Annotated in this window: 21 protein-coding genes and 1 pseudogene; 13 read left to right on the top strand and 9 right to left on the bottom strand. The window is 73.8% G+C overall.

From position 1 onward, the window contains the following. The first annotated feature begins 6 nt into the window (after window positions 1-6). A complete protein-coding gene (locus OG389_RS34095) occupies window positions 7-255 on the top strand; it encodes a hypothetical protein (RefSeq protein ID WP_328302843.1) in 249 nt (82 codons plus the stop codon). Here OG389_RS34095 and OG389_RS34100 read toward each other — a convergent pair. Both OG389_RS34100 and OG389_RS34105 read right to left on the bottom strand, forming a co-directional pair. Next, window positions 227-1,345, bottom strand: a complete 1,119-nt coding sequence (locus tag OG389_RS34100) for an alpha/beta hydrolase (RefSeq protein WP_328302844.1) — start codon at window positions 1,343-1,345, stop codon at window positions 227-229. The two genes, OG389_RS34095 and OG389_RS34100, sit on opposite strands and share 29 nt — an antisense overlap. A gap of 158 nt (window positions 1,346-1,503) precedes the next feature. Further along, complete coding sequence (locus OG389_RS34105; RefSeq protein ID WP_328302845.1) at window positions 1,504-2,841, bottom strand: chloride channel protein; 1,338 nt, start codon at window positions 2,839-2,841, stop codon at window positions 1,504-1,506. Window positions 2,842-3,086: 245 nt separating this feature from the next. On the opposite strand from OG389_RS34105, the gene OG389_RS34110 reads away from it, so the two are divergent. The 4 genes from OG389_RS34110 (at window position 3,087) to OG389_RS34125 (ending at window position 8,918) form a co-directional block, all read left to right on the top strand. Further along, the gene (locus tag OG389_RS34110; protein ID WP_328302846.1) at window positions 3,087-6,317 is read left to right on the top strand and encodes a TIM-barrel domain-containing protein; all 3,231 of its coding nucleotides are present in this window, start codon (window positions 3,087-3,089) and stop codon (window positions 6,315-6,317) included. A 180-nt stretch (window positions 6,318-6,497) separates the two neighbouring features. Further along, the gene (locus OG389_RS34115) at window positions 6,498-7,403 is read left to right on the top strand and encodes an aminoglycoside phosphotransferase family protein (protein WP_328302848.1); all 906 of its coding nucleotides are present in this window, start codon (window positions 6,498-6,500) and stop codon (window positions 7,401-7,403) included. A 55-nt stretch (window positions 7,404-7,458) separates the two neighbouring features. Next, complete coding sequence (locus OG389_RS34120; protein ID WP_328302850.1) at window positions 7,459-7,848, top strand: YunG family protein; 390 nt, start codon at window positions 7,459-7,461, stop codon at window positions 7,846-7,848. Between the two features lie 155 nt (window positions 7,849-8,003). Continuing rightward, window positions 8,004-8,918 (top strand): LysR family transcriptional regulator, encoded by a 915-nt coding sequence (locus tag OG389_RS34125; RefSeq protein WP_328302852.1) that lies wholly within the window; start codon window positions 8,004-8,006, stop codon window positions 8,916-8,918. Here OG389_RS34125 and OG389_RS34130 read toward each other — a convergent pair. Continuing rightward, window positions 8,889-10,127: pseudogene (locus tag OG389_RS34130) on the bottom strand (MFS transporter); the annotation flags it as partial. The gene OG389_RS34125 and the pseudogene OG389_RS34130 overlap by 30 nt on opposite strands. Before the next feature lie 38 nt (window positions 10,128-10,165). Beyond that, entirely contained in the window at window positions 10,166-10,768 is a 603-nt protein-coding gene (locus tag OG389_RS34135; protein ID WP_328302854.1) for a TetR/AcrR family transcriptional regulator, read from the bottom strand. A 123-nt stretch (window positions 10,769-10,891) separates the two neighbouring features. Here OG389_RS34135 and OG389_RS34140 point away from each other — a divergent pair, with 123 nt between their 5' ends. Further along, window positions 10,892-11,155 carry a DUF6158 family protein gene (locus tag OG389_RS34140; RefSeq protein WP_328302856.1) on the top strand — a complete coding sequence of 88 codons (264 nt, stop codon included), beginning with the start codon at window positions 10,892-10,894 and terminating at the stop codon, window positions 11,153-11,155. Window positions 11,156-11,190: 35 nt separating this feature from the next. Here OG389_RS34140 and OG389_RS34145 read toward each other — a convergent pair whose 3' ends face one another. Then, the gene (locus OG389_RS34145) at window positions 11,191-11,364 is read right to left on the bottom strand and encodes a DUF6126 family protein (RefSeq protein ID WP_328302858.1); all 174 of its coding nucleotides are present in this window, start codon (window positions 11,362-11,364) and stop codon (window positions 11,191-11,193) included. A gap of 163 nt (window positions 11,365-11,527) precedes the next feature. Here OG389_RS34145 and OG389_RS34150 point away from each other — a divergent pair, with 163 nt between their 5' ends. Both OG389_RS34150 and OG389_RS34155 read left to right on the top strand, forming a co-directional pair. Beyond that, the gene (locus tag OG389_RS34150) at window positions 11,528-12,088 is read left to right on the top strand and encodes a TetR/AcrR family transcriptional regulator (RefSeq protein WP_328302860.1); all 561 of its coding nucleotides are present in this window, start codon (window positions 11,528-11,530) and stop codon (window positions 12,086-12,088) included. Between the two features lie 40 nt (window positions 12,089-12,128). Beyond that, window positions 12,129-13,652, top strand: a complete 1,524-nt coding sequence (locus OG389_RS34155) for an MFS transporter (RefSeq protein WP_328302862.1) — start codon at window positions 12,129-12,131, stop codon at window positions 13,650-13,652. A gap of 48 nt (window positions 13,653-13,700) precedes the next feature. Here the strand turns inward: OG389_RS34155 and OG389_RS34160 are convergent, their stop codons facing one another. From OG389_RS34160 to OG389_RS34170, 3 genes are read right to left on the bottom strand one after another with little or no spacing between them, the layout of a single operon-like run. Then, window positions 13,701-14,864, bottom strand: coding sequence for a serine hydrolase domain-containing protein (locus OG389_RS34160; RefSeq protein WP_328302864.1), 1,164 nt, complete (start codon window positions 14,862-14,864; stop codon window positions 13,701-13,703). Continuing rightward, window positions 14,861-16,540: a carboxylesterase/lipase family protein gene (locus OG389_RS34165; RefSeq protein ID WP_328302866.1), complete on the bottom strand. Its 1,680-nt coding sequence runs from the start codon at window positions 16,538-16,540 to the stop codon at window positions 14,861-14,863. Before OG389_RS34165 ends, OG389_RS34160 begins: the two co-directional genes overlap by 4 nt. Further along, window positions 16,540-17,052, bottom strand: a complete 513-nt coding sequence (locus tag OG389_RS34170; protein ID WP_328302868.1) for a mycothiol transferase — start codon at window positions 17,050-17,052, stop codon at window positions 16,540-16,542. Before OG389_RS34170 ends, OG389_RS34165 begins: the two co-directional genes overlap by 1 nt. 184 nt (window positions 17,053-17,236) lie before the next feature. Between OG389_RS34170 and OG389_RS34175 the strand changes: the two genes are divergently transcribed. Together OG389_RS34175 and OG389_RS34180 are read left to right on the top strand one after the other, a co-directional pair. Then, a complete protein-coding gene (locus OG389_RS34175) occupies window positions 17,237-18,352 on the top strand; it encodes a hypothetical protein (protein ID WP_328302870.1) in 1,116 nt (371 codons plus the stop codon). Between the two features lie 72 nt (window positions 18,353-18,424). Then, window positions 18,425-19,504, top strand: coding sequence for a PHP domain-containing protein (locus tag OG389_RS34180; protein WP_328302872.1), 1,080 nt, complete (start codon window positions 18,425-18,427; stop codon window positions 19,502-19,504). Here the strand turns inward: OG389_RS34180 and OG389_RS34185 are convergent. Further along, on the bottom strand, window positions 19,428-20,219 hold the full coding sequence (locus OG389_RS34185) for a VOC family protein (RefSeq protein WP_328304310.1): 792 nt from the start codon (window positions 20,217-20,219) through the stop codon (window positions 19,428-19,430). The two genes, OG389_RS34180 and OG389_RS34185, sit on opposite strands and share 77 nt — an antisense overlap. A gap of 643 nt (window positions 20,220-20,862) precedes the next feature. On the opposite strand from OG389_RS34185, the gene OG389_RS36930 reads away from it, so the two are divergent. The 3 genes from OG389_RS36930 (at window position 20,863) to OG389_RS34205 (ending at window position 23,155) form a co-directional block, all read left to right on the top strand. Continuing rightward, entirely contained in the window at window positions 20,863-21,471 is a 609-nt protein-coding gene (locus tag OG389_RS36930; protein WP_443059486.1) for a GNAT family N-acetyltransferase, read from the top strand. Between the two features lie 100 nt (window positions 21,472-21,571). Then, the gene (locus tag OG389_RS34200) at window positions 21,572-22,543 is read left to right on the top strand and encodes an isopenicillin N synthase family dioxygenase (protein WP_328302878.1); all 972 of its coding nucleotides are present in this window, start codon (window positions 21,572-21,574) and stop codon (window positions 22,541-22,543) included. Between the two features lie 78 nt (window positions 22,544-22,621). Further along, on the top strand, window positions 22,622-23,155 hold the full coding sequence (locus OG389_RS34205; protein WP_328302880.1) for a GNAT family N-acetyltransferase: 534 nt from the start codon (window positions 22,622-22,624) through the stop codon (window positions 23,153-23,155). Window positions 23,156-23,292: the final 137 nt, after the last annotated feature.

Consider the following 23,292-nt stretch of genomic DNA (forward strand, 5'->3'; position numbering starts at 1 on the left):
GTTTCCATGCGTGATTCGCATTCCACGTCCTTCGCGGCCGCCCCCGAGTGCCGGCCCCAGGCCGGTGCGCTGCCCTGCTGCCCAGTGTGCGACGGCAGCCCGGAGCGGATCTCCTGGCGGCAGCGTCCGGGGGAGCCCGTGGTCCTGGTCTTCGATCCCTGTGGCCACCGGCACACGTCCCCGGCCGCGCCGGTCCTGGCGGTGGAGGTGCCCGCACCGGGCGGGCTCAGGGGCTGGGGACCGGTCCGCGCATGAGCTTGCTGATCCACTGGATGAGCCCGCCGTCGTACATGCCGGGAACGTAGGTGTAGGCGTCGTGGCCGCCGCCCTCGTCGACGTGGAACATCGTCTTGACCGGCCCCTTGCCGTAGTCCTTGATGAACTCCTCGATAGGCGGCCGGTTCTGGACGTCGCTGCCCTTGGTGCCGACCTGGAAGGCGAGGTCCACCTCGGGCCCGTTCCGGTCGATCAGCCTCTGCGCGAGCTCGGGCGGGCTGTTCTCCGCCTTCTCCCGGGGGTGGCCGTTCCACAGCCGGGAATCGGGGCGGATGTCCGGACCGCCCGCGATCACGGCACGGAAGAGGTCGGGCTTCTGGAGGACCGCCTTGAGGCCCGCGAAGCCGCCGGAGGAGCTGCCCATGAACGCCCAGCCGTCACGGGACCTGATCGTACGGAACGTGGCGCGGACCAGGTCGGGTACGTCCTCGGTGAGCCAGGTGCCCATCTTCGGCTGGCCGGGTATGTCGCTGCCGTCCCAGTACAGGCCGTCCTTGTCGGATCCGGGGTTCAGCACCGGCATGGCGAGAATGAAGGGGAGACTGGCGCCCTCCTTGGACCACTTGGAGATGTCGGCCTCCAGCTTGAGGTTGCTCCCGCTCCAGTAGTTCTCGTTGAAACCGGGCCCACCGGGCAGCGCGATCATCACGGGGAAGCCGCTGCGCGCGTACTTCGGGTCGTGGTACTGCGGCGGAAGCCAGAGCCAGACCTTGCCGGTGAACCCCGACTTCTTCCCGACGAGGGTGGTCACCATGACCTTGCTGCCGTCCTCCGGGATCGTGCCCGCGACCTTCAGCTCGGGTGCCGGTCCGGTGGGCAGCCGGGTCAGCGGGTCGGCCGAGGGCTCGCCGGCCCCTCCCCGGGCGGTGGTGCGGGGCTCGTCGAGGTGCACGGTGGCGCCGGTGTCGGAGAACGGGTCGACGTACGCCAGGGCCCCGGCGGTCACGGCCGAGGCCACCGCCAGCGCGACCGCGGCCCCGATCCAGCGCCGCCGCGGTGACCGGCGGCCGGCGTGCCGGTGGACCTGACCGTGCGCGTACTGCGCCTCCCGGCGCGTGCCGTGCTTCATCGTGCGTGACTCCTGAGCCCTGTACCGATCCGGCCGGAATGGCCGTCAGGGGGAGAGAGGGCATGACGAAAAGCCGGGTTCATCACTAAAAGCTATGAATACCGTAAAAAGCCGGTCATGTGGTCGTTCCCGGTCGGGCGGGATCTGTAAGGGGCGGCCTACTCGGCCGCAGTGGCGGGGGGCTGTACGTGGGCCGGGTCCGCGGTGCGCTGGCGGTCGATCAGGGCCGAGGCCAGCAGCGCCGTCACCGCGGAGATCACCAGCAGCGGCATGAGGGTCGGCGCCTCCTTGCCCAGCAGTGCCGCGGCCAGGACCACGCCGGTCACCGGGAGTCGGGTGCCGGCGACCCCGGCCGCGCAGATGCCGGCCGCGAGGGCAGGAGCCATGCCGAAACCGGGGAGGCCGCCGAAGGCGATGCCGACCGCGGCGCCGATCATGATGGAAGGGAAGATGGGACCGCCCCGGAGGCTGCCCAGGGCGATGGACCAGCCGATCAGTTTGAAGACGGCCAGGGCGACCAGCGCGCCCACCGCCCAGGACCCGGGCTCGGCGGCCAGCAGGCCGACGGTGTTCTGGCCGGACAGCGCCACCTCGTCGGGTGCGCGGCCGGTGATCAGCGCGTAGGCGGTGACGCACACGCCGACCGCCAGGGCGCACAGGACGATCCGCGTCGCGGAACTGCCCGTCCAGCGGTGGACGCGCAGGCCCGTGGACTTGCCCAGGGCGACGAGCATGCCGATCAGGGCGGCCATGGGGATGCCCCACAGGAAGTCGCCGGCGTCGGGCAGGCCGGCGGCGGGCTCCTGGGGGAGGGTCAGTGCGCCGATGCCGAGGCCGGTCCAGTGCCCGAAGCCGGTGAAGACGAGCGCGCCTACGCCGCTGGAGACCAGGGCGGGCAGGATCAGTACGAGCAGGCGTACGCCCCCGGCCACGAGGGCCGCGCCCTCCAGCACCATCACCACCGGGATCAGCGGGCTGCCGAAGATCGTACTGATGGCGGCGGTGGACCCGGCCATGCCCAGCACCGTGGCCAGCTCGGGCTCGGCGGCGCGTTTCGCGGCGCGGATGCTGAGCAGGGCGAGTCCGCTGCCCATCGCCATCAGCGGCGCCTCCGGTCCGAGCATCACACCGAGGGGCAGGCATGCCAGGGCGGCCAGGACGACGCTCGGGGTCTCCCGCGGCATGGTCGCCGGGCCGCCGAATCCGTGGGCGGGGACGTGACCGCCGCCGCCCGGCATCCGGGTGATGATCGGCGCGGCCAGCAGGCCGGCGAGGGCGAGCGTGGGCAGCCCCCACCACCACGGGGGGCGGTCGTACCCGAGCAGGTCGGGTGCGGTGTGCCAGACCCAGTGCTGGAGTTCGTGCTCGAGGCTGACGAAGCCGAAGGCGAACAGCGAGACCGGGATGCCGATGAATGCGGAGAGCGCGAGCAGTCGCAGGGTCCCCGGTGCGGTGAGGATCTGACGGAGTGATGCGGGCTGTTGCGCCTGTTCCATGACCGCCGGGCCCTCCAGATAGTCCGCAGTTCGTTCCAGGGTCGGGGCGCGGGGTGGGCCGCGCAGGGCGGGCGGGCCGTACGGGTGACGGGCGGACGTAAGTATCGTTGGCGAATTGATGCTCAAAGATGCTTGGTGACCTGCTATTCCGAGCATCTTCCTTCAATTTAGGCCTTCGGAGCGCTATGTTGCCCGGTGCATGCCAAAAGGTGTGCGGCAGTCCGGACCGCACGAGGAGCCGCCCCATGAGACTCATCAGCATCCGAAGAGGCCCACGGCGGCGGCGCCCCCCGGCGGCCGCACTCCTCGCCGGGGCGCTCGCCGTGGCCGGTCTGGCCACCGCCGGACCGATCGCCTCCCCGGCGGCGGCCTCCCCGGCCCGGACCGCGGCCCCCGCGGCGGACTCCGCGGCCGCGGCGGGCTCCACGGCCGGCAACGTCACGGGCTTCACCCAGTCCGGGAACACCTTCACCGCCACCACCTCCAGCGGCGCCAAGGCCCGGGTGGTCGTCGCCCGCGCCGACATCTTCCGCCTCTGGCTCTCGCCCGACGGCGCCTTCACCAACGACCCGGCCGGCACCGATCTCGCCCCCACCACCGATTTCGGCTCCGTGACCACCAACTGGACCGACGCGGGCACGTACTACCGCATCACCACCGGATCCCTCTCCATCCGGGTCAACAAGACGCCGCTGCAGTTCTCCGCATACCGGGCCGACAACACCACCCCCGTCTGGCAGGAGACGCAGCCCACCTCCTGGACCGGCACCCAGACCACCCAGTACCTGGTGCGCGGGGCCGACGAGCAGTTCTACGGAACGGGCCTGCGCCTCGGCGAATGGGCCCTGCGCGGAAAGACGGTCCCGGTCGCCGTCGACAACAAGTGGCGCGAGAACAGCAACGCCAGTCCCGCGCCCTTCTACATGTCGACCAACGGCTACGGCGTGATGCGCAACACCTGGGCCCCGGGCTCGTACGGTTTCAACGCGCCCACCACCCTCACCCACGACGAGAAGCGTTTCGACGCCTGGTACTTCACGGGCGACTCGCTCAAGACCGTCCTCGACGCCTACACCGATGTCAGCGGCAAGCCCTTCATGGCTCCGGCCTGGGGCTTCGAGCTCGGCAACGCCGACTGCTTCAACGCCTCCAACCCGAACTACCAGGGCGACCACAACCGGCTGCGCCACCAGACCACCCCGGACGTCGTCGGCTACGCCACCGACGCCCGCGCCGCCGACATGCCCTCGGGCTGGTTCCTGCCCAACGACGGCTACGGCTGCGGCTACACCGCGCCCCTGAAGACCACGGTCGACGCCCTGAAGGCCAAGGGCTTCCAGACCGGCCTGTGGACCTCGACGGGTCTCGGATCCATCAACGACGAGGTGGGGAGCGCCGGTTCCCGGGGCGTGAAGACCGATGTCGCCTGGATCGGCGGGGGTTACAAGACCGCCTTCTCCGGGGTCCAGCAAGCCGTCGACGGCATAGAGAAGAACTCCGACGCCCGCCGCTACGTCTGGACCGTGGACGGCTGGGCCGGCACCCAGCGCAACGCCGTCGTCTGGACCGGCGACACCAACGGCACCTGGGACGACATGCGCTGGCACGTACCCGCCATCACCGGAGCGGGGCTCTCCGGCCTCAACTACGCCTCCGGCGACGTCGACGGGATCTTTGCCGGCAGCCCCAAGACCTACGCCCGTGACCTGCAGTGGAAGGCCTTCACCCCGGCCTTCATGACCATGTCCGGCTGGGGCGCGACCGGTCCGGGCGCCGGATACCAGGACAAGCAGCCCTGGCGCTTCGCGGAGCCGTACCTCTCCATCAACCGCAAGTACCTCCAGCTGAAGATGCGGCTGATGCCGTACCTGTACACGATGAGCCGGACCGCGAACGAGACCGGCGTCCCGAGCACCCGCGCGATGGTCCTGGAGTACCCCGACGACCCGGTGGCGCGCGGGAACCTCACCAGCGGCCAGTTCATGGCCGGCGACTCCTTCCTCGTCGCACCGGTCGTCTCCGACACCTCCGTACGGGACGGCATCTACCTGCCCGCCGGCACCTGGACGGACTACTGGACGGGCCGGACGTACGCCGGACCGGGGTGGCTCAACGGCTACCAGGCGCCGCTCGACACCCTGCCCCTCTTCGTCAAGGGCGGCGCCATCGTCCCGATGTGGCCGCAGATGAACTACACGGGGGAGAAGCCCCTCTCCACCCTCACCTACGACATCCACCCGCGCGGCACCACCTCCTTCAGCCTCTACGAGGACGACGGCATCACCCGCGCCTACCAGTCGGGGGCCTTCGCCCGCCAGCAGGTCGACGTCACCGCCCCGGCCTCCGGCTCCGGCACGGTCACCGTGTCCGTCTCCGCTCCGGCCGGCAACTACACCGGCAAACCGGCCTCACGCGGCTACGAGTTCACCCTCCACGTCGCCTCCGCCCCCGGCGCGCTCACGGTGGACGGCACGGCGCTCACCCGGCTGACCAGCAAGGCCGCCTACGACGCGGCGGCGACGGGCTGGTTCTTCGACGCGGGCGACCGCGGCGGGATCCTGTGGACCAAGACGGGTACGAAGTCGGGCGCGTTCAGCGTCTCGGCCACCGGCACCTCCGTCCCGGCCGCCGACCCGATTCCGGTCACCTCCAGTCCTGTACCGCAGTCGGCCTGGACCCTGGTCTCCGCCGACAGCCAGGAGACCGGCGGCGAGAACGGCGCCGCCCGCAACGCCTTCGACGGGAACTCCGCGACCATCTGGCACACCGCCTGGTCCGGCTCCACCCCGGCCCCGCTCCCGCACGAGATCCAGATCGACCTCGGCGCCCGCTACACGGCCGACGGCCTCGGCTACCTGCCCCGCCAGGACGGCGGGGCCAACGGCCGGATCGGCTCCTACGAGGTGTACGTCTCGGACACCACCACCGACTGGGGATCCCCGGTGGCGACCGGCACCTTCGCCGACACCCCGGCCCTCAAACAGGTCCCCCTGTCCGCGAAGGCGGGCCGCTACCTCCGCCTGAAGGCACTGACCGAGGCGGGCGGCCGGGGTCCCTGGAGCAGCGCCGCCGAGATCACCCTCACCGGCCGCCCGACCCCGCTGCCCGCGGCCGCCACCCTGGTCAACGGGGCGTCGGCCAGCTGTCTGGACCTCCCGGGGAGCGCCACCGCGCCCGGTACCCAGCCCACCCTCTACAGCTGCCACGGCGGCCCGAACCAACGCTGGACCCTGCAGGGCGACGGCCGGGTGACCGGCCTCGGCGGAGTCTGCCTGGACGCCACCACGGCCTCGGCCGTAGCCGTCCAGACCTGCAACGGCGGCTCCGGTCAGACCTGGCAGACCGGCCCGGACGGCAGTCTGCGCAACTCCGGCCAATGCCTGACCCCGGCCGGCTCCGCCACCGCCAACGGAACCAGGCTCACCAGGGTGGCCTGCGCGTCCACACCGGCCCAGCGCTGGACGTTCACCGCCTGACACCCCGCACACCGCCTGACACCCCGCACACCGCCCGACGCCCCGTAGACCGCCCGACACCCCCACCGAGCCCGGTCCGGCATCCCGCCGGACCGGGCTCGCCCTTGCCCAACCCTGCTGATCGGCGGTTATGTTGAAGCCCAAGATCCTCGAAGCCCGGAACCGGTCAGGAAGGTGCTCATGCCCGCTGGAAAGATGCACGTCGGCGAACCGGACATCGACACGGCCCTCGTGACCCGGCTGATCGCAGGGCAGTTCCCGCGGTGGGCGTCGCTCCCCGTCGAGCGGGTCGACTCCGCGGGCACCTCCAACGCCATGTACCGGCTGGGGCGTGACATGGTCGTACGTCTCCCGCGCACGCCCGGCTCCGCCGCCGACGTCCGGACGGAGCAGGTCTGGCTGCGGCGGCTCGCCCCGGGTCTGCCGGTCGCCGTTCCCGTCCCGCTGGGCACGGGGCTGGCGGCCGAGGGGTATCCGTGGCCCTGGTCCGTCTACGGCTGGCTCCCCGGCGCGACCGCGGTGGTCGGCGCGATCGCCGAACCGGATCTGTTGGCCCAGGACTTGGCGGAGTTCACCGCCGCGCTGCACCGGGCCGACACGGTGGACGCACCCCTCTCCTACCGGAGCGAGCCCCTGGGGGAGCGGGACACCGGCACCCGCGCCGCCATCGCGGAACTGGGCGCGAACGGCGACATCGACGCCGAGGCGGCAGCCACTGTGTGGGACGAGGCCCTGCCGGCCCCACTGTCGTCCGGCCCGCCGGTCTGGATCCACGCGGACCTGCAGCCGGGGAACGTCCTGCTGGCCGACGACCGGCTCGCCGCGGTCATCGACTTCGGCTGTGCGGGCCTGGGGGACCCCGCAGTGGACCTGATCGCGGCCTGGTACCTGCTCCCGGCCGGCGCCCGGCCCGCCTTCCGCGCCGCCCTGGGCGCCGATGACGCGAGCTGGACGCGCGGGCGCGGCTGGGCCCTGTCGATCGCGGTCGCCGAACTGAGCTACTACCGCGGGACCAACCCCGTCATGGCGGCCACCGCCCGCCACGTCATCGGCGAACTGCTCACCGTCCGCCCGGCGCGGGACTGAGCCCGGGCGTCCCGGGGATGGATCTTTGTCCCTGCCGGTTGCGAGGATGGGGGACATGACAACATTACTTCTGGCCGACATCGACCGTGCCGTCCGCAGCAGTTGGAGCGAGCAGACGTGCACCCCCGAGTACCGCGACCGGTGGACCCGGGAGAACCCGGCCCGTGACCAGTGCGGTGTGACCGCCCTCGTCCTCCACGACCTGCTGGGCGGAGAGCTGATCCGCGGTGAAGTCCTCGTGGACGGCGAGCGCGTGGACTACCACTGGTGGAACCGCCTGGGCATGGGCGTGGAGATCGACCTCACCCGCGAACAGTTCGGGCCCGAGGAGAAGATCACCGAAGGCGTCGTCATTCCCCGTCCCGAGGAGGGCGACATGCGCCGCCTCCGCACGGAGTACGAGATCCTGCGCGAACAGGTAATGGCCAGGCTCGCGGCGGGCTAGCGCTCCTCGGCCCGTCAGCGGGTCGGCACCCGTTCCCTGCCTCGCGATGGCGGGAACGGGTTGCCGCCCTGGGCCCTGAGCCGATCATCGGCGGCCCGGAAACCCAAGTCAATCCTCCGGATTTCTGGTAACCCCCAAGCGATATCTTGGGTGTTGTGACCCTCGACGACCTCCGTGTCTTCGTCGCCGTCTGCCGGGCCGGCAGTCTCAGCGCCGTCGCCCGCGACCTCGGCCGCACCCAGTCCGCCGTCAGCCAGCACATCCGTCGCCTGGAGAAAGAGACCGGCGCCGCGCTCCTGGAGCGCCACCCCCGCGGAGTCTCGCCCACCGAGGCCGGCCTGATCCTCCAGGAGGCCGCCGCCGACGGCATCGCCGGTCTCGACGGAGCCCTGCGAGCGCTCGACACCCTGGTACGGGGTGACGGCGGATCGGTCCGCGTCACCACCGGGGCCACCACCGTGCGGCACTTCATGGCAGAGGCCGTCGTCGCCTTTCGCCGGAGCCACCCCCGGGTCAGCCTGGAGTTCCAGACCGAGAACTCCAGCCGCAGCTGCTTCGAGGCCCTCGCCGCCGCCGACCTCGACCTCGCCTGGATCACCATCGGCGCCCCTGTACGGGGCATCGAGCAACGCCCCGTCATGCGGCTGCCCTGGGTCCTCGCGGTCGGCGCCGACGACCCCCTCGCCACCCGCTCCCGTCTGGAACCGGCCGACCTGGGCGCCGTCCGCCACATCCGGCTGCCGGAGAACTCCACCTCGCGCGCCCACCTCGACGCCGCCCTCGCGGCGGCCGGCATCCGGATCAGCTCCGACACCGGCGTGGCCGACTGGGACACCGCCCTGCTCCTCGCCGAACTGGGCCTAGGCCACGCCGTCGTACCCGCCCTGCCGGGCTGGCGGGTCCCCGGATCAGACGGACCGCTGCGCCTGGTGCCGATCCCCGCGCTGCCGCCCCTCGCGGTCGGCTGGGCCGTCCGCCGCTGGTCCGCCCTCGCCCCGCTCGCCCGGGCCTTCGCCGACGAGGTCTCCCGCAACTGCGTGGCGCGCGCCAGCGCCCCCGGGCAGCCGTGACGCGGGCAGTACCCCTACGGCGGCCAGCGCGGCCAGGACCGCGACCGAGGCCCCGGTCCCCGCGGCCACCGCGATGCCGAAGGCCGGCCCGACGTTCATCGCCGTCTGCTTGAGCCCGCCCACCACCCCCGCGTGCCCGGCCGGGGCGTCGCCGACCACTGTCCCGGTGGCCGTCACCATCACGGCGGCGAAGCCCGCGCCGAGCACCCCGAAGCCCCAGCCCGGCCCCAGTCCGGTGATCCCGAGCGCCACGAGTCCGGTCCCCGCCACCGCCGTCGCGCGCGCCCCGAACCGGCGGAGCGCGACCCCCGCCACCGGCGAGCCGACGACCATGGCGGCGGTCATCGGCAGGACACGCAGCCCGGTCGCGAGCGGATCCAGCCCCGACGCGTCCTGGAGCGCGAAGCTCGCACCGAAGAGCGCCCCGAACATCGCGGCGGAGACCAGCGCCAGCAGGGCGATCGACGCCGTCACCGGGACGCAGCGGGCCACCGGGCGCGGGACCAGGGGCTGGGCACAGCGGCGCTCCGACCGCACGAGCAGCGCGGTCAGTACGGCCGCCGCCGCGAAGCCGGCCAGGGTCGGCGACCCCGTCCAGCCGTGCCGCGGTACGCCGGCCAGCGCGTGCACGAGCACCGCCAGGGCCGTCGCGAGGAGCACGGCACCGCCCGGGCGGATCCGGCCGGGCTCCGTGGGCGGCGGCGCGGGTACCCGTACGAACACGGCCGCCGCGGCGATCACGAGGGCGGCGGGGACGTTCGCCACGAACACCGCGCGCCAGCCGAAGTGCTCGACCAGCACACCCCCGAGGAGCGGCCCGACCGCCGCGGCCAGCCCGATCGCCGAGGTCCGCACCGCGACCGCTGCGCCCAGCCGATCCGGCGGGGTGGCGAGGCGCAGCAGGGCGAGGGTCGCGGGCTGGAGCAGTGCTCCGAACAGCCCCTGGGCCGCCCGCAGGGCGATCACCCAGCCGACCCCGGGAGCGAGCGCGATGCCCGCCGAGGCCGCGGCGAATCCGAGTACGCCGGTGAACAGCAGACGCGCGTGCCCGTACCGGTCGCCCAGGCGGCCCGCGAGGACGAGGAAGGCGGCCACGCTCAGCAGGTAGGCGCCGCTCGTCCACTGCACCTCGGCCAGACCGGCGCCGAGGTCCCTCCCCATGCTGGGCTGCGCCATGAGCAGCACCGTCCCGTCGAGGGCGACGAGCATCGCGCCGGCCGCACTGACGAAGAGCGCGAGGCGGGGCCTCACGGGCGCAGGTGCGCGTCGACGGCGGCGTCGACGAGCCGGTCGACGCACGCCTGCGGATCGCCGTCGAGAGCGAGCGGCAGACTGCCCCGGGACCACAGCTGCGCCACACCGTGCAGATTGGCCCACAGCGCGGCGGCGGTGATCCGGGGGGCTTGCGCCGTCCGGCAGCGGGCGACCAGCGAGACGAGCACCTCGAACAGCGGCAGCGTGGAATCGCGGAGCCGGGCGGACCCGGGCGGCAGGGCCTGTCCGGTGCTGTCCAGGAGGTCGTGGCGGAACATCAGCTCGAACATGCCGGGGTGTTCCAGCGCGTAGCCGACGTACGCGCGCCCCAGCGCGCGTACCCGCTCGCGCGGGTCCCCCGCCCCCGGGTTCGCGGAGATCGCGGCCGGGACCCGGGAGCCGAGCTCCTCGAACCCGCGCCGGGCGATCGCCGACAGCAGTGCCTGGTGGGTGGCGAAGTACCTCCGGGGCGCCCCGTGGGAGACCCCGGCCCGGCGGGCGATCTCGCGCAGCCCGAGCGCGGCGGTGCCCTCGGTCGTCACGAGCTCCACGCCGACGTCGATCAGCCGCTCGCGCAGCCCGCTGTCCTGGTCCATGGACACTGTCTACCAGCTGGGCGTAGACAGTGTCTATCTCCGTCCTTCCGGGATGATGGGGTGAGTACGGCCGGGCACGGCCGGGCGACGCGCCCGGCCCGGCCGAGGAGGAGGTGACCCGCCATGGCCGAGCACGCGCCGCGCGAGGCCGGTCCGTCGGCGGGCGGCCTGGACGAGGGCCGTCTGATGAAGGAGCTCGAGGCCATCCACCGTACGCGCCACGAGACCCTGCTCCACGGGTCGGACGACGCGCTGGTCACCCACACCCAGCGGATGGACGAGCTGGAGCGCGAGTACGTCCGCCGCCACCCGGAACGCGCCCAGACCCCGGGCCGCACCCGCTCCGGTGCCCGCGCCCGTTCGGGCGACGCGCCCGGGCAGGGCTGATCGCGCGGCGACCGGTCCGGTGTCCGGGCGGGCCGCTACTTCTCGGCGTGCTCGCCCAGCAGGAACAGCAGCCAGACGAAGCCGGCGAAGAGGTGCGTGCCGGCGATGTAGAAGAACGCGCGCAGCAGGACGCCGTTCTCCTTCCACTTCTCGTACTTGGCCGCCGCGGAGCGGGCCTGCTCCGAACCCTCGTTCTTGTCCGTCGTCACCCGAACAGGGTACGGGCAGGCCCGCGGGAGACGGACGGCTTGGAGGGTGCTGCGCTGCTCGGGTGTAGGGCGGGTTGCCCCCGGTCCCTTGATCGGTATCGGCGTGGATCAGATTTGCATCATGTGAGACAAATTTGTATCGTTTGATGCGAAGGAGGATCGCATGATGAACGAAGAAGAGCTGCTGGACGGCGCCGCACGCGTGCTCGCCGGCGATCACAGCGCCTCCATGGCGCACATCGCCGCAGGCATCGGCATCAGCCGCGCCACGCTGAGCCGCCGCTACCCGACCCGGGAAGCGCTGCTCAAAGCCGTCGCCGTCCGGGCCATCGACGTCGTCGACGGCTGCCTCGCCCCCGCCGACCTCCCCGGCACCGCCGGCGGCGCGGAGTTCGACGCCGCCCTGGAGCGGCTCGTCACCGGACTGCTGCCCGCCGCGCACCTGTACGGGTTCACCTCGCGCGACGCCACCGTGCTCGCCGATCCCGGGTTCAAGGCCGGCATCCAGCGCCAGGACCAGCGGGCCCTCGCCTTCCTCGCCCTCGGCCAGGGCCTCGGCCGGCTCCGCGTCGACCTGCCCGCGTACTGGATCTGGTACTCGCTCTGGGGGCTGCTCGACGCCGCCGCCGAGGGCGTCCGCGACGGCCACCTCGCCCGCCGTGACATCGGCCGGCTCGTCCTCGCCTCCTTCCTCAGCGGAACCCGGCCGACCCCCGCCGAGTGACCCCGCACCCCTCCCGCGTACGACCGTGAACGGAAACCCCATGCACACCCCCACGCAGGACCCGCGCCGCTGGATCGTGCTCGCGATCCTCTCCGGCAGTCTCCTGCTCATCTCGATGGACACCACGATCCTCAACGTGGCCTTCCCCTCGCTCGTCGGCGACCTCCAGCCGGGCGCCGTACAGCAGCTGTGGATCATTGACATCTACGCACTCGCCCTCTCCGGGCTGCTGGTGACCGCCGGCGCCCTCGGCGACCGCTGGGGCCGCAAGCGGCTGCTGATGGCGGGCTTCGGCATCTTCGCCCTCGCCTCGCTCATCGCCGTCTTCTCGACCGAGGCCTGGCACGTCATCGCGGCCCGCGCCCTGCTCGGCGTCGGCGGCGCCGCGATCATGCCGTCCACCCTGTCGATCCTGCGCAGCGTCTTCACCGATGCCAAGGAACGCGCCTTCGCCCTCGCGGTCTGGGCCGCCGTCTTCGGCGGCGGCATGGCCTTCGGCCCGGTCGTCGGCGGCCTGCTCGTCCAGGACTACGGTTGGCACTCCGCCTTCCTCCTCAACCTCCCCGTCGCCGCGGTCATCGTCGCGGCCGGCCTGCGCTACCTCCCCGAATCCCGCTCCCCGCGCTCCTCCGGCAAGTGGGACTGGTGGGGCGTCGGCCAGTCGATCGTCGGCATGCTCGCCCTCGCGGGCGGCATCAAGCAGCTCGGCAAGAGCGGTGTCGCCGACCCGCTGCCCTGGGCGCTGCTCGCCCTCGCGGCCGTCGCGCTGACCCTGTTCGTCCGCCGCCAGCTGCGCGTGGACAACCCGCTGCTCCAGGTCCGGCTCTTCACCAAGCCCGCCTTCAGCGTGGCCGCCACCGCGATCTTCCTGCCCATGGTGGGCATGGGCGCGATTCTGTTCCTGGTCACCCAGTGGTTCCAGTACGGCCAGGGCTACACCCCACTGGAGGCCGGCCTGCGCCTGCTGCCCGCCCCGCTCGCGCTGATCTGCGCCTCGATGGTCGCCCCGACCCTCATGCAGCGCTTCGCGATCCGGCACGTGCTCGGCGGCGGTCTGGTGGTCCTCGCCGCGGGCATGGCCCTGCCCTGGACCCTCCAGCAGTTCACCGGCCTCGGCTACCCCGCCTTCGCCGTGGCGCTGACCGTCATGGGCCTGGGAGCGGGCGTCGCCACCACGGTCGCCTCGGTCACCCTCATCTCCACGGCCCCGGCCGACGAGGTCTCCAGCGCCGCCGCCATCGAGGAGACCTGCTACGAACTCGGCTCGGCCATGGGCGTCGCCATCCTGGGCTCCACCGCCGCCGCGCTCTACCGCGGCAACCTCCCGGCCCTGGACCTGGACTCCACCACGCTGGCCGCCGTACGGGACTCAGTGGGCGAGGCCGCCCACACCGCCGAGCGGCTCGGCGGCACCGTCGGCCAGACCCTCCTCGACGTCGCCTCGCAGGCCTACACCCTCGCGATCACCCCGGCGTTCCTGCTGGCCGGCGCCCTCGCGGTCGCCGCGGCGGCGACCACCTGGACGCTGATCCCGCGGGACCTGCAGCCGACCGAGAACCACTAGGGCCTGTCGTCGTGCGGCAGACGGGAGTTCGACGACGGGCCCCAGCGGTCAGGTGCGGGTCGTACGGGGTCCGCGAGCCCCGTACGCCCACACCGCCCGCATCGGCTCGGGCAACGGCGACGGTCCGGCCAGCTCCAGCTGGGTCAGCAGGATGGTGGTGAGCCCCGTCGAGGGGACGATGTGCGCGGCCGTGCCGGTGCCGCCGATCCAGCCGTAGCGGCCCGGGACGTTCCACGGGTCGGTCGGCGTGACGTCGACCGAACCGCCGAACCCCCAGCCCTGGCCCTCCAGGAACAGCGAGGCGCCGTCCCGCTGGGCCGCGGTGAGGTGGTCGGTGTTCATCCGCCGCACCGAATCGGCCGAGAGCAGCGGGCCGCCCCCGTCGAGCAGCATCCGGGCGAAGGCGAACCAGTCGTCCGCCGTGGACACCAGCCCGCCGGCCCCGGACGGGAAGGCGGGCATGCTGCTCCACTGCCCGTCGGGGGCGTCGACGAGGTCGAGCCCCCCGTCCGCGCCGGCCCGGTAGCAGTGCGTGAACCGGCCCAGCTGCCCCGCCGGCACGGCGAAACCGGTGTCGGCCATCCCCAGCGGCTCGAAGATCCGCTCCGCCAGGAACTCGGGCAGCGAGCAGCCGGCGACCCGGGCGATCAGTACGCCCAGGATGTCCGAGCAGGCGTTGTACAGCCAGGCCTCGCCCGGCTGGTGCAGCATCGGGATCCGCGCCAGCGTCGCCATCCATTCGTCCGGCGCCGCGACGGCCCGCGGCTGCGGCGGACCTTGCCGCAGCTCGCCGAAGAGCGGCGCGACCGCCGGGAGCGAGAAGTCCGTGGGGAAGCCCCACCCGGCGCGGAAGGTCAGCAGGTCGGCCACGGTCACCGGCCGCGCCGCCGGGACCACGTCGTCCACCGGGCTCGAGGGCGTCCGTACGACCATCGGTTCGGCGATCTCCGGCAGCCAGGCCGCGACCGCGTCGTCGAGCGCGAAGCGGCCGTCCTCCACCAGCATCATGGTCGCCGCCGCCGTGACCGGTTTGGTCAGCGAGGCGATCCGGAAGATCGAGTCCCGGACCATGGGGACGTCGCCCGCGGCGTCCGCGCTGCCCACGGCCACCACCTCCGGCTCCGAGCCGTCGCCCCGGTCCACCAGGGCCACCGCTCCCGGCGGGGATCCGCCTTCCACACAAGGCTGAAGGATGTCGAGCAAACCGGTCACGAGCCCGCCTTTCCGGGAGTGCGTCCTACGGAGTCCCACAGGCCGCAGTGGTGTTCGGCCGCCGCGTCCACGGGGCGGATGCCGCCCGAGTCCGCCGGTGCCAGGGACAGTACGGCGGGGGAACGGGGCCACCAGGGGCCCGTCCCGGGGGTGTTCGGATCGCCGGCCGCCGCGAACCGGGTCCAGTATCCGGCCATCCGGTCCGCGAGCACCCGCTGAGCGGCGGTCAACGGGAGCCCGGTGTCGAAGAGGTAGGGCAGCTCGAACCCGTGCGCGGCCCCGTAGGGGAAACCCGCCAAGGGCGGCAGTCCGCTGAAGTCCGGCGCCTGCCGGTCGTCGAACCGGTAGTCGTACGTGGGCACGTGCCGCGCCAGCGCGCGGCTGTCCCGCAGCTGCGGGCAGACGAAGGAGGCGTCCGTCAGCACGGCGGCGAAGGTCAGCGCGGGCGTCGGGTGGGCCGTCACCGGATAGGCCGCCTCGATCCGGCCGGCCGTCGCCCCGAACGCGGCGCGCAGCCGGTCCCGGTAGGCCTGGGGGTCGGAGACCGGGTAGCCGGGCAGGGTCGGCCCGAGGAAGAGCCGCATCTCGTCGTGGTTCGAGCCCTGCACCACCGGGACCCGGTGGAACTCCCCGCGTTCCAGGGCCAGTCGGGGCTCGGTGGGAAGCAGATCGGTGCCGTAGGAGACGGGGGAGAAGCGCAGCATGAGCTCGGGGGTCGCCAGCACTGCGGGGGGCAGGCCGCGCAGGCACTCCAGCACGGCGTCGCCCGCCGTGTCGTCGGGGGACTGCTCGCAGCCGAGCCCGGCCGCGGCGGCGCTCCCCTCGGCCACGGTGCGGTGCTCCGGCGCGAAGGGCTCGTAGGCGCCCAGGGTGGGGAGCAAGGATCGCGGCGGGATCGTGAGGGAGCAGGAGCCGCTCTGCGCGATCGCCCGGTGGAAGAGGCCGGCGGAGGCCGGGGAGGTGAGGTGCAGGCAGACGCTGAGGGCGCCCGCCGACTCGCCGAAGACGGTGACGTTGCCCGGATCACCACCGAAGCGGGCGGCGTTCGCCCGCACCCAGCGCAGCGCGGCCTGCTGGTCGGCGAGCGCGAAGTCGGGGGCCCCGCCGAGGGCGGGATGCGCGAAGAGACCGAAGATCCCGAGGCGGTAGTTGACCGTGACGACCACGGCGCCACCTGCCGCGGCCAGCCGGCCCGGCCGGTACAGGTCCCCGGCGCCGTTCATGAATCCGCCGCCGTGGAACCAGACCATGACCGGCCGCCGCGCCCCGGGCCCGGGCGGCGCGGCCGCGGCCTTCGGGGCTGTGACGTTGAGGAAGAGGCAGTCCTCCGAACCGCTGGGTCCGCCCGGCCCGATCGCGGGAAGCTGCACACAACGGGCCCCGGGCGCGCCCGGGGCCCGTACGCCTGCCCACCGCGGCGCGGGCTCCGGAAGCCGCCACCGCAGCGGCCCGGTCGGCGCGGCGGCGTACGGGATGCCCTCGAAGGTCCGGTACCCGGTCGTCTCCCGCCCGCGCACCGCCCCCCGGTCGGTCTTCACCACGGGCCGGGAGCCGATGGCCGCGGGCCCCCCGGGATGCGGGGCGGCGGCCCCGGCCACCGGAGCGGCGGCGGCCCCGGCCAACGGCCCGGTGGCCAGCAGCAGGAGGGCGAGCAGCAGGGCCCTGCCGGCCGCCATCAGTGCTCCCTCGTGAGCACGCCCCGTACGAAGGCGGCCTGCCCCGCGTGCTGGAGGGAGTCGCCGATCACGCTGACCAGCCGCACCCCGACGGTCACGGGCGGGTCCCACCGTTCGTCCACGACCCGGTCCAGGTCGGTGGCGCCGAGCCCCCGCAGGAACCGCCCGGTCCGCTCGTGGACGGCGTCGTAGTACTCCAGCAGCAGCTCGCCGGAGTCGACCCGCACGGCGCCGGCCTGGCGCGCGGTGTGCCCGTAGCCCGTGGATCCGGCCGGCAGTGCCAGCCCGAAGCGCTCGCCCCACCCCTGCGCGTCCCAGACCTGTTCCCAGCCGGCCGCGTCCGCCACGTGGTCGTCCTGGATCCGGGTCAGGTGCCAGACGAGCCAGGTGATCGAGTTCGCGCCGGGATCGATCCGCTCGTTGAGCTGTGCGGCGTCCAGCCCGTCGACGGCCTCGTGCACCACGCCCTGGATCCGGCCGAACGCGTCGGCCAGTACCTCCGTACCCTTCATGCCCCCACCATGCCCATGACCGGTGGCGACCGTGCCCGCGGCGCCGCGGGGGACCCCCGTTTGCCCGCCCCGAATGGCGCAGCGCGGCCGGGTGCCGCTGAATGTAACAAAGCGTGCGCTTCCCATGACGCACGATGACCGGCGCGCGATGTGTAGACCCGCGCGTCGGCGAACGGAGCTTTCCATGAATGACCCGATCACGCTCGCCGCGACGGAGTACGAGGAGCCGCGCCGGCTCCCCGACACGACGGACGCCTGGCCACCGGCCCCGGACACGGGCACGGACCAGGCCCCCGACTTCGGCCCCGCCCCCCGGGGCGCCGACCCCCGGGGCGCCGACCCCCGGGGCGCCGACCCCACCACAAGGACCGACCCCACCACAAGGACCGCCTCCGACTTCGGTTCCGGACCCGACTCCGGTACCGGACCCGGGGCCGCGCCGGGCGTGGCCCCCGAGCCCGGCACCGGCCCCCGTCCCCCGTCCCGGGAGGGTGCCGCGCCCGTGCGCACCGTCCTGGAGACCGCCGCCACCGGCCGTTCGGTCCGCGAGGTCGCCGCACTGGTGAGCCTCCTCAAGGAATCCGGACAGGTGCCCAACCCCGGACACGCGGCGCTGCGCGCGGCCGCCGTGGCCCGACCCGTCCACGAAGTGCGTGACATGGTCACCCTGCTGGGCGAGCCCCCGCACGAGGTCGTCGAAGCCGACATCACGCTGCGGGCCGCCGCCCTCGGCCGGCCCATCGAGGACGTGGCCCTGCTGGTCAGCATCCTCGGGACCGGCGAGCAGCCCCCGTACGGAAGTCCCGGTCCCCGCACCACGGAACCGGGACCCGCGGCACGGACCGCCGCCCACCGGCCCCCGCCGGCCCCGGCCGGGGCCCGGGCGAGGTCCGGGAGCCCGGGCAACGGCCGGCTGCGCCACGTCCTGCGCTGGCCGGTGGCGCTCGCCCTGCTCCTCTGCGGTGCGCTGCACGTGCCCGCAGACCTGGAAGGCCTGGCCTCCGCGGAGCCCGGGGGACTGCTCGCCCTGGGCGTCACCCTGCTCTGCCTGACCGCCGGCGCGCTGCTGGCGGTACGGGACACGGCCGGTGCCTGGCGGGCCGGCGCGGTGGTCGCGCTGGGCGTCACCGCGCTCCACGTGGCCGGCGGCGTCGTCGGGTTCGACCCGCTCGGCGGCTCGGTCGGCGGCACCGTGGCGTGGGCGGGCGTCACCGCGGTGCTGTGCGCCGCGGCCGTCGCCGTACTCGCCGGCCTGGCCCTGCAGTACCGTCCGTCGGCCGGCCCGGCCGACGGAGCCTGACCCAGGCGTGGAGGGGGCCCGGGCATCCAGGCCGGGGCCCCCTCCACGCGGTTTCGCGGAGGGAGACAGCCGATGGACCCGGTGGCCGCGCTGGACCGCATCGCCTTCCTGCTGGAACGCTCCCAGGAGCCCACCTACCGCGTCCAGGCCTTCCGCACGGCCGCCGCCGCCCTCGGCCGGATGGGCGAGGGCGAGCTGGAGGAGCGGGTCGCGGCGGGCACCCTCGAGGCGGTCCGGGGCATCGGTCCCAAGACGGCCCAGGTCGTCCGCGAAGCCCTCGCCGGGACGATCCCCGAGTACCTCCAGCGGCTGGAGGACAAGGCCGCCGCACACCCCGAAGGCCCGCCGCCGAGCCCTGAGGCCCTCGCCCTGCGCGCCGCCCTGCGGGGCGATTGCCACATGCACTCCGACTGGTCGGACGGCGGCAGTCCCATCGAGTCCATGGGCCGGGCCGCGGCCGCCCTCGGGCACGAATGGGCGGTGCTCACCGACCACTCGCCGCGCCTGACCGTCGCCCGGGGGCTCTCGCCGGAGCGGCTGCGCGAACAACTGCGGACGGTCGCCGAACTCAACGCGACCTGGGCGCCGTTCCGGCTGCTCACCGGCATCGAGTGCGACATCCTCGCCGACGGGTCGCTGGATCAGGAGCCCGAACTCCTGGCCGAGGTGGACCTGGTGGTCGGCTCCGTCCACTCCAAGCTCCGGATGGACGCCGCCGCCATGACCCGGCGGATGGTCACGGCCGTACGCGATCCGCACCTGGACGTCCTCGGTCACTGCACCGGGCGGCTGGTGACCGGCAGGACCCGCCCGGAGTCGGAGTTCGACGCCGAAGCCGTCTTCGCGGCCTGCGCCGAGTCCGGCGCCGCGGTCGAGATCAACAGCCGGCCCGAGCGGCTCGACCCGCCGCGCCGCCTGCTGCGGCTCGCCGTGGCCGCGGGAACCCTCTTCGCGATCGACACCGACGCGCACGCCCCGGGCCAGCTCGACTGGCAGACCACCGGCTGCGAACGGGCCCTGGAATGCGGGGTGACGGCCGACCGGGTAGTCAACACCTGGACCGGGGCCGACCTCCTCAACTGGACCCGGACCCGCCGCCCGCCCCGGGCCCACCGGTCCCGCCGGCCTCCTCGGGCACCCGGGACGACGTGAGGGTGAACAGCGCCCCGTCCGGATCGCGCAGCGAGACCCACCGTGCGGTCCCGCTGGACCCGGGCTCCGACACCGTCCGCCCACCCAGCTCCTCGGCCGCCGTCACGGCAGCTTCCAGCGAGGGCACCCGGAAGTGCACGTGCCAGCGCGGCCGGGTGTACGGACTGTAGGAACCCGGCTCGACCGGGCCGCTGTCGAGGCGCGCCACCGGCTCCCCGCCCTGGCGCAGCACGACCTGGTCCTGCTCGTAGGAGACCTCGCAGCAGCCGGCCCGGCCGGTGGCCCACTCCAGGACCTCCCCGTAGAAGATCGCCGACTCGAAGGCGTCCCGGGTACGGAGCTCCAGCCAGGCCGGAGCGTCCCGGGAGCCCACCCGCCAGCCCGCCGACACCTGGCCCTCCCAGACCCCGAACACCGCCCCGTCCCGGTCCGCCACCAGCGCCGCGCGGCCCCCCGACTCGAAGGAGACCGGGCCCACCGCGACGGTGCCGCTGCGCTCCCGCACCCGGTCCGCCGCCACGTCGACGTCGTCGACGGCGAAGTACGGGGTCCAGGCCACGGGCACCGCGAGATCCCCGGCGAGCGCCCCGATCCCGGCCACCGCCGCCCCGTCGAGGTAGGCCACGGAGAAGGCCTCGCCGAGCCGCGCGGGCCGGAACCGCCAGCCCACGACCGCACCGTAGAACCGCTGGGCCGCGCCGAGATCGCGGGCCATCAGGCTCACCCAGCACGGCGCCCCGAAGACGTCCCTCGTCGAAATCTCCACCGTTTTGCTCCGCCCTTCACCGGGGCGCGGTCAGCGCGCCGTCCGAGCACAAGCAGTAGCGCCCCGGTCCCGGCACGGGCGCGCAGGCGCGCCACCGGCGTGCGGATATCCCCTTGGCGGCTCGCGGGAAGGGCTCCTATGGTTCGCCGAATGACGCTCATGGATTCACGGGACATCGACCGCGCGGTATCGCTCACCACCCGGGCACTGCGGGAGGTGGCGCACCTCGACTGGTCGGTCCCGGCCGCGGGGCTGGAATGGAGCTGCCACGACACCGTCGTCCACGTGGCCGAGGATTTCGTGGCCTACGCCGCCCAGCTCACGGTCCGGGCGGCCGACGGGTACGTCCCCCTGGAGATCCGGGCCGACGAGGACGCCACCCGGGCCGGCCTGATCGACATGATCACGGCGTCCGCCGGCTTCCTGTCCGCCGCCGTGGCCCTCGCGGAGCCCGGCGCCCGCGCGTGGCACCCGTACGGCAGGGCGGGCGCGGACGGCTTCGCCGCGATGGGCGCCGTGGAGACCCTGCTGCACACCCACGACGTGCTCGGCGGCCTCGGCGTCCACGGCTGGGAGCCCGGTCCCGAGCTCCCTGCCCGGATCCTGGGCCGGCTCTTCCCGCACCTCCCGCACGGGGACGACGCCTGGCGGACCCTGCTGTGGGCGACCGGCCGGGGCGAACTGCCCGGCCTGGCACGGCAGACGGCCTGGCGGTGGTACGCCGAACCCGTGGTGGCGGACCGCCTGCTGCTCTGCGAGATCAGCCCGATGGTGGGAGCCGACCTGCACGCGGGCGGCACGGGCGGTTTCGTCTGGGCGGAGGACGGCCCCGGCGAGGGTACGCGCGTCGCCGCCGGGATGGTGGCGAAGGCGCGCGCGGAGGGTACGTACCGGCCGGGCTGGGGTCCGTACGCGATCATCCGCGCGAGCGACCGGCGGGCTGGGCTTCCACGCGGCCCCGGACGCCGACGGCCGCGCCGAGTTGGGGTACGACCTCGTCCCCTCGGCGCGCGGCAACGGCTATGCCACCGAGGCGGTGCGGGCGCTGTCCGGCTGGGCGTTCGGGCAGCCGGGCCTCGGCGTGCTGGCGGCCACGGTGGACGACGGCAACGCTCCCTCGCACGCGGTGCTCCGGCGGGCCGGTTTCGCGGAGGCGGGCACCGGGGAAGGCAAGGTCCGGTACGCCCTGCGCCAGGGCTAGGGGCTGTCGCCCGTTCCCCGGCCGGCCCGGCCCGGCGCCACCCGCCCCGCGCGGCCGAACCGTCCGCGCGGCCGACCCGACCCGGAAAGCAGGTCCCGCCGTGGTGAGTTCCCAGGTCCCCGTGATCGATCTCGGCCCGTGGCGGTCCGGCGGACCCGAGGTGCGCCGCCGGACCGCCTCCCGCGTGGACGAAGCGCTCCAGGCGGCCGGATTCCTGCTGGTGACCGGGCACGGGGTGGACCCGGAGCTGCCCGGCCGGATCCGGGAGGCGGCGCGCACGTTCTTCCGGCTCCCGGCCGCCGCCAAGGCCCCGTACGCCGTGCCGGTCGGCGGCCGGGGCTGGCTCGGCCCGGGCGCCGAGGCCAACAGCTACGCGGAGGGCGCGCCGTCGCCGCCGGACCTCAAGGAGTCCTGGTCCTGCGCGGCCGAGGATCCGACCGGGATCGCGTCGGTGGACGCCGAGTGGTTCCGCCCCAACGCGTGGCCGGCCGAAGTGCCCGCGCTGCGCGGGCTGGTGGCGCAGTACCTCTCCGCGATGCGGGCCCTCTCCGACGAGCTGCTGGAGCTGCTGGCCGCCGCCCTGCGCCTGGAGACGGACCATTTCACGCGGCACACCGGCCACCCCACCTGGGGGTTCAACGTCAACTGGTACCCCGGCACCGAGCTCCTCGGCCCGCCCCTGCCGGGTCAGTTCCGCATCGGCGCCCACACCGACTTCGGCACCGTCACCGTCCTCGACCGCCAGCAGGGCGCGGGCGGGCTCCAGATCCACACCGACGCCGAGGGCTGGCAGGACGCCCCGTACGATCCGGCCGCGCTCACCGTGAACATCGGCGACCTGATGGCGCGCTGGACGGGCGACCGCTGGCGGGCCGGCCGCCACCGGGTACTGCCGCCGCCCGCCGACGCACCGGCCGAGGAGCTCATCTCGCTCGTCTACTTCTACGAGTGCGATCCGCACACCCGGGTGGAGTCGCTCCCCGCGCCCCTCGGCCGGATCGCGCACGACCCGGTCGACTCGCACACCTACCTGAGGGCGCAGCTCGACGCGATCACCGTCCCGGAGGCCTAGGGCCTGTCCGGAGCCCGCCGGGTGCCCCGTACGCGACCCGATTACCCGATGTCGGGCGCGTTCGGCAGGATGGGCGTCATGACCGAGATCCGTACCCCCCGCCTCATCCTCCGCCGCTGGTCCGAGGACGACCTCGTACCCCTGTCGGAGATCAACGCCGACTCGGAGGTGATGCGCTGGATCGGTGAGGGCGACACCCTCGACCTGGAGGAGACCGCCGAAACCATCGAGCGCTGGGAGGACGAGTGGGACGAGGAGGGCTTCGGGATCTTCGCCGTGGAGCTGCTGGCCTCCGGCGAGCTGATCGGCGCGGTCGGACTCTCCATGCCGTGGTGGCTGCCCGAGGTCCTGCCGGCGGCGGAGATCACTTGGCGGCTCGGCCGGTCCTTCTGGGGCCAGGGCTACGCCTCGGAGGCCGCGCACGCCACGCTGGAGTTCGCCCTCCAGGACCGGGGCCTGGACCGGGTCGTCGCCGTCAACCGGGCGGGCAACGACGAGTCCGAGAACGTGATCCGCAAGCTGGGCATGACGGCGGAGAAGGACATCACGCACCCGGGATCCGGTGCGCTGCTCAACATCCACGCGATCGACCTCACCGAGTACGAGGGCTGAGCGCTCCGGCCGCCCCCGGGGCGGGGCCCGGCGCATCGACCGATCGGCTGACCCGGGAGTCGGCCGGCGGGCGGAGCGGAGGAGCGGTCGCGCGCGGTGAGGATGGGTACGGGGGAGCGGGCGCACCACCGGCCCCG

The sequence above is a fragment of the Streptomyces sp. NBC_00435 genome (assembly GCF_036014235.1).
GTDB lineage: Bacteria > Actinomycetota > Actinomycetes > Streptomycetales > Streptomycetaceae > Streptomyces.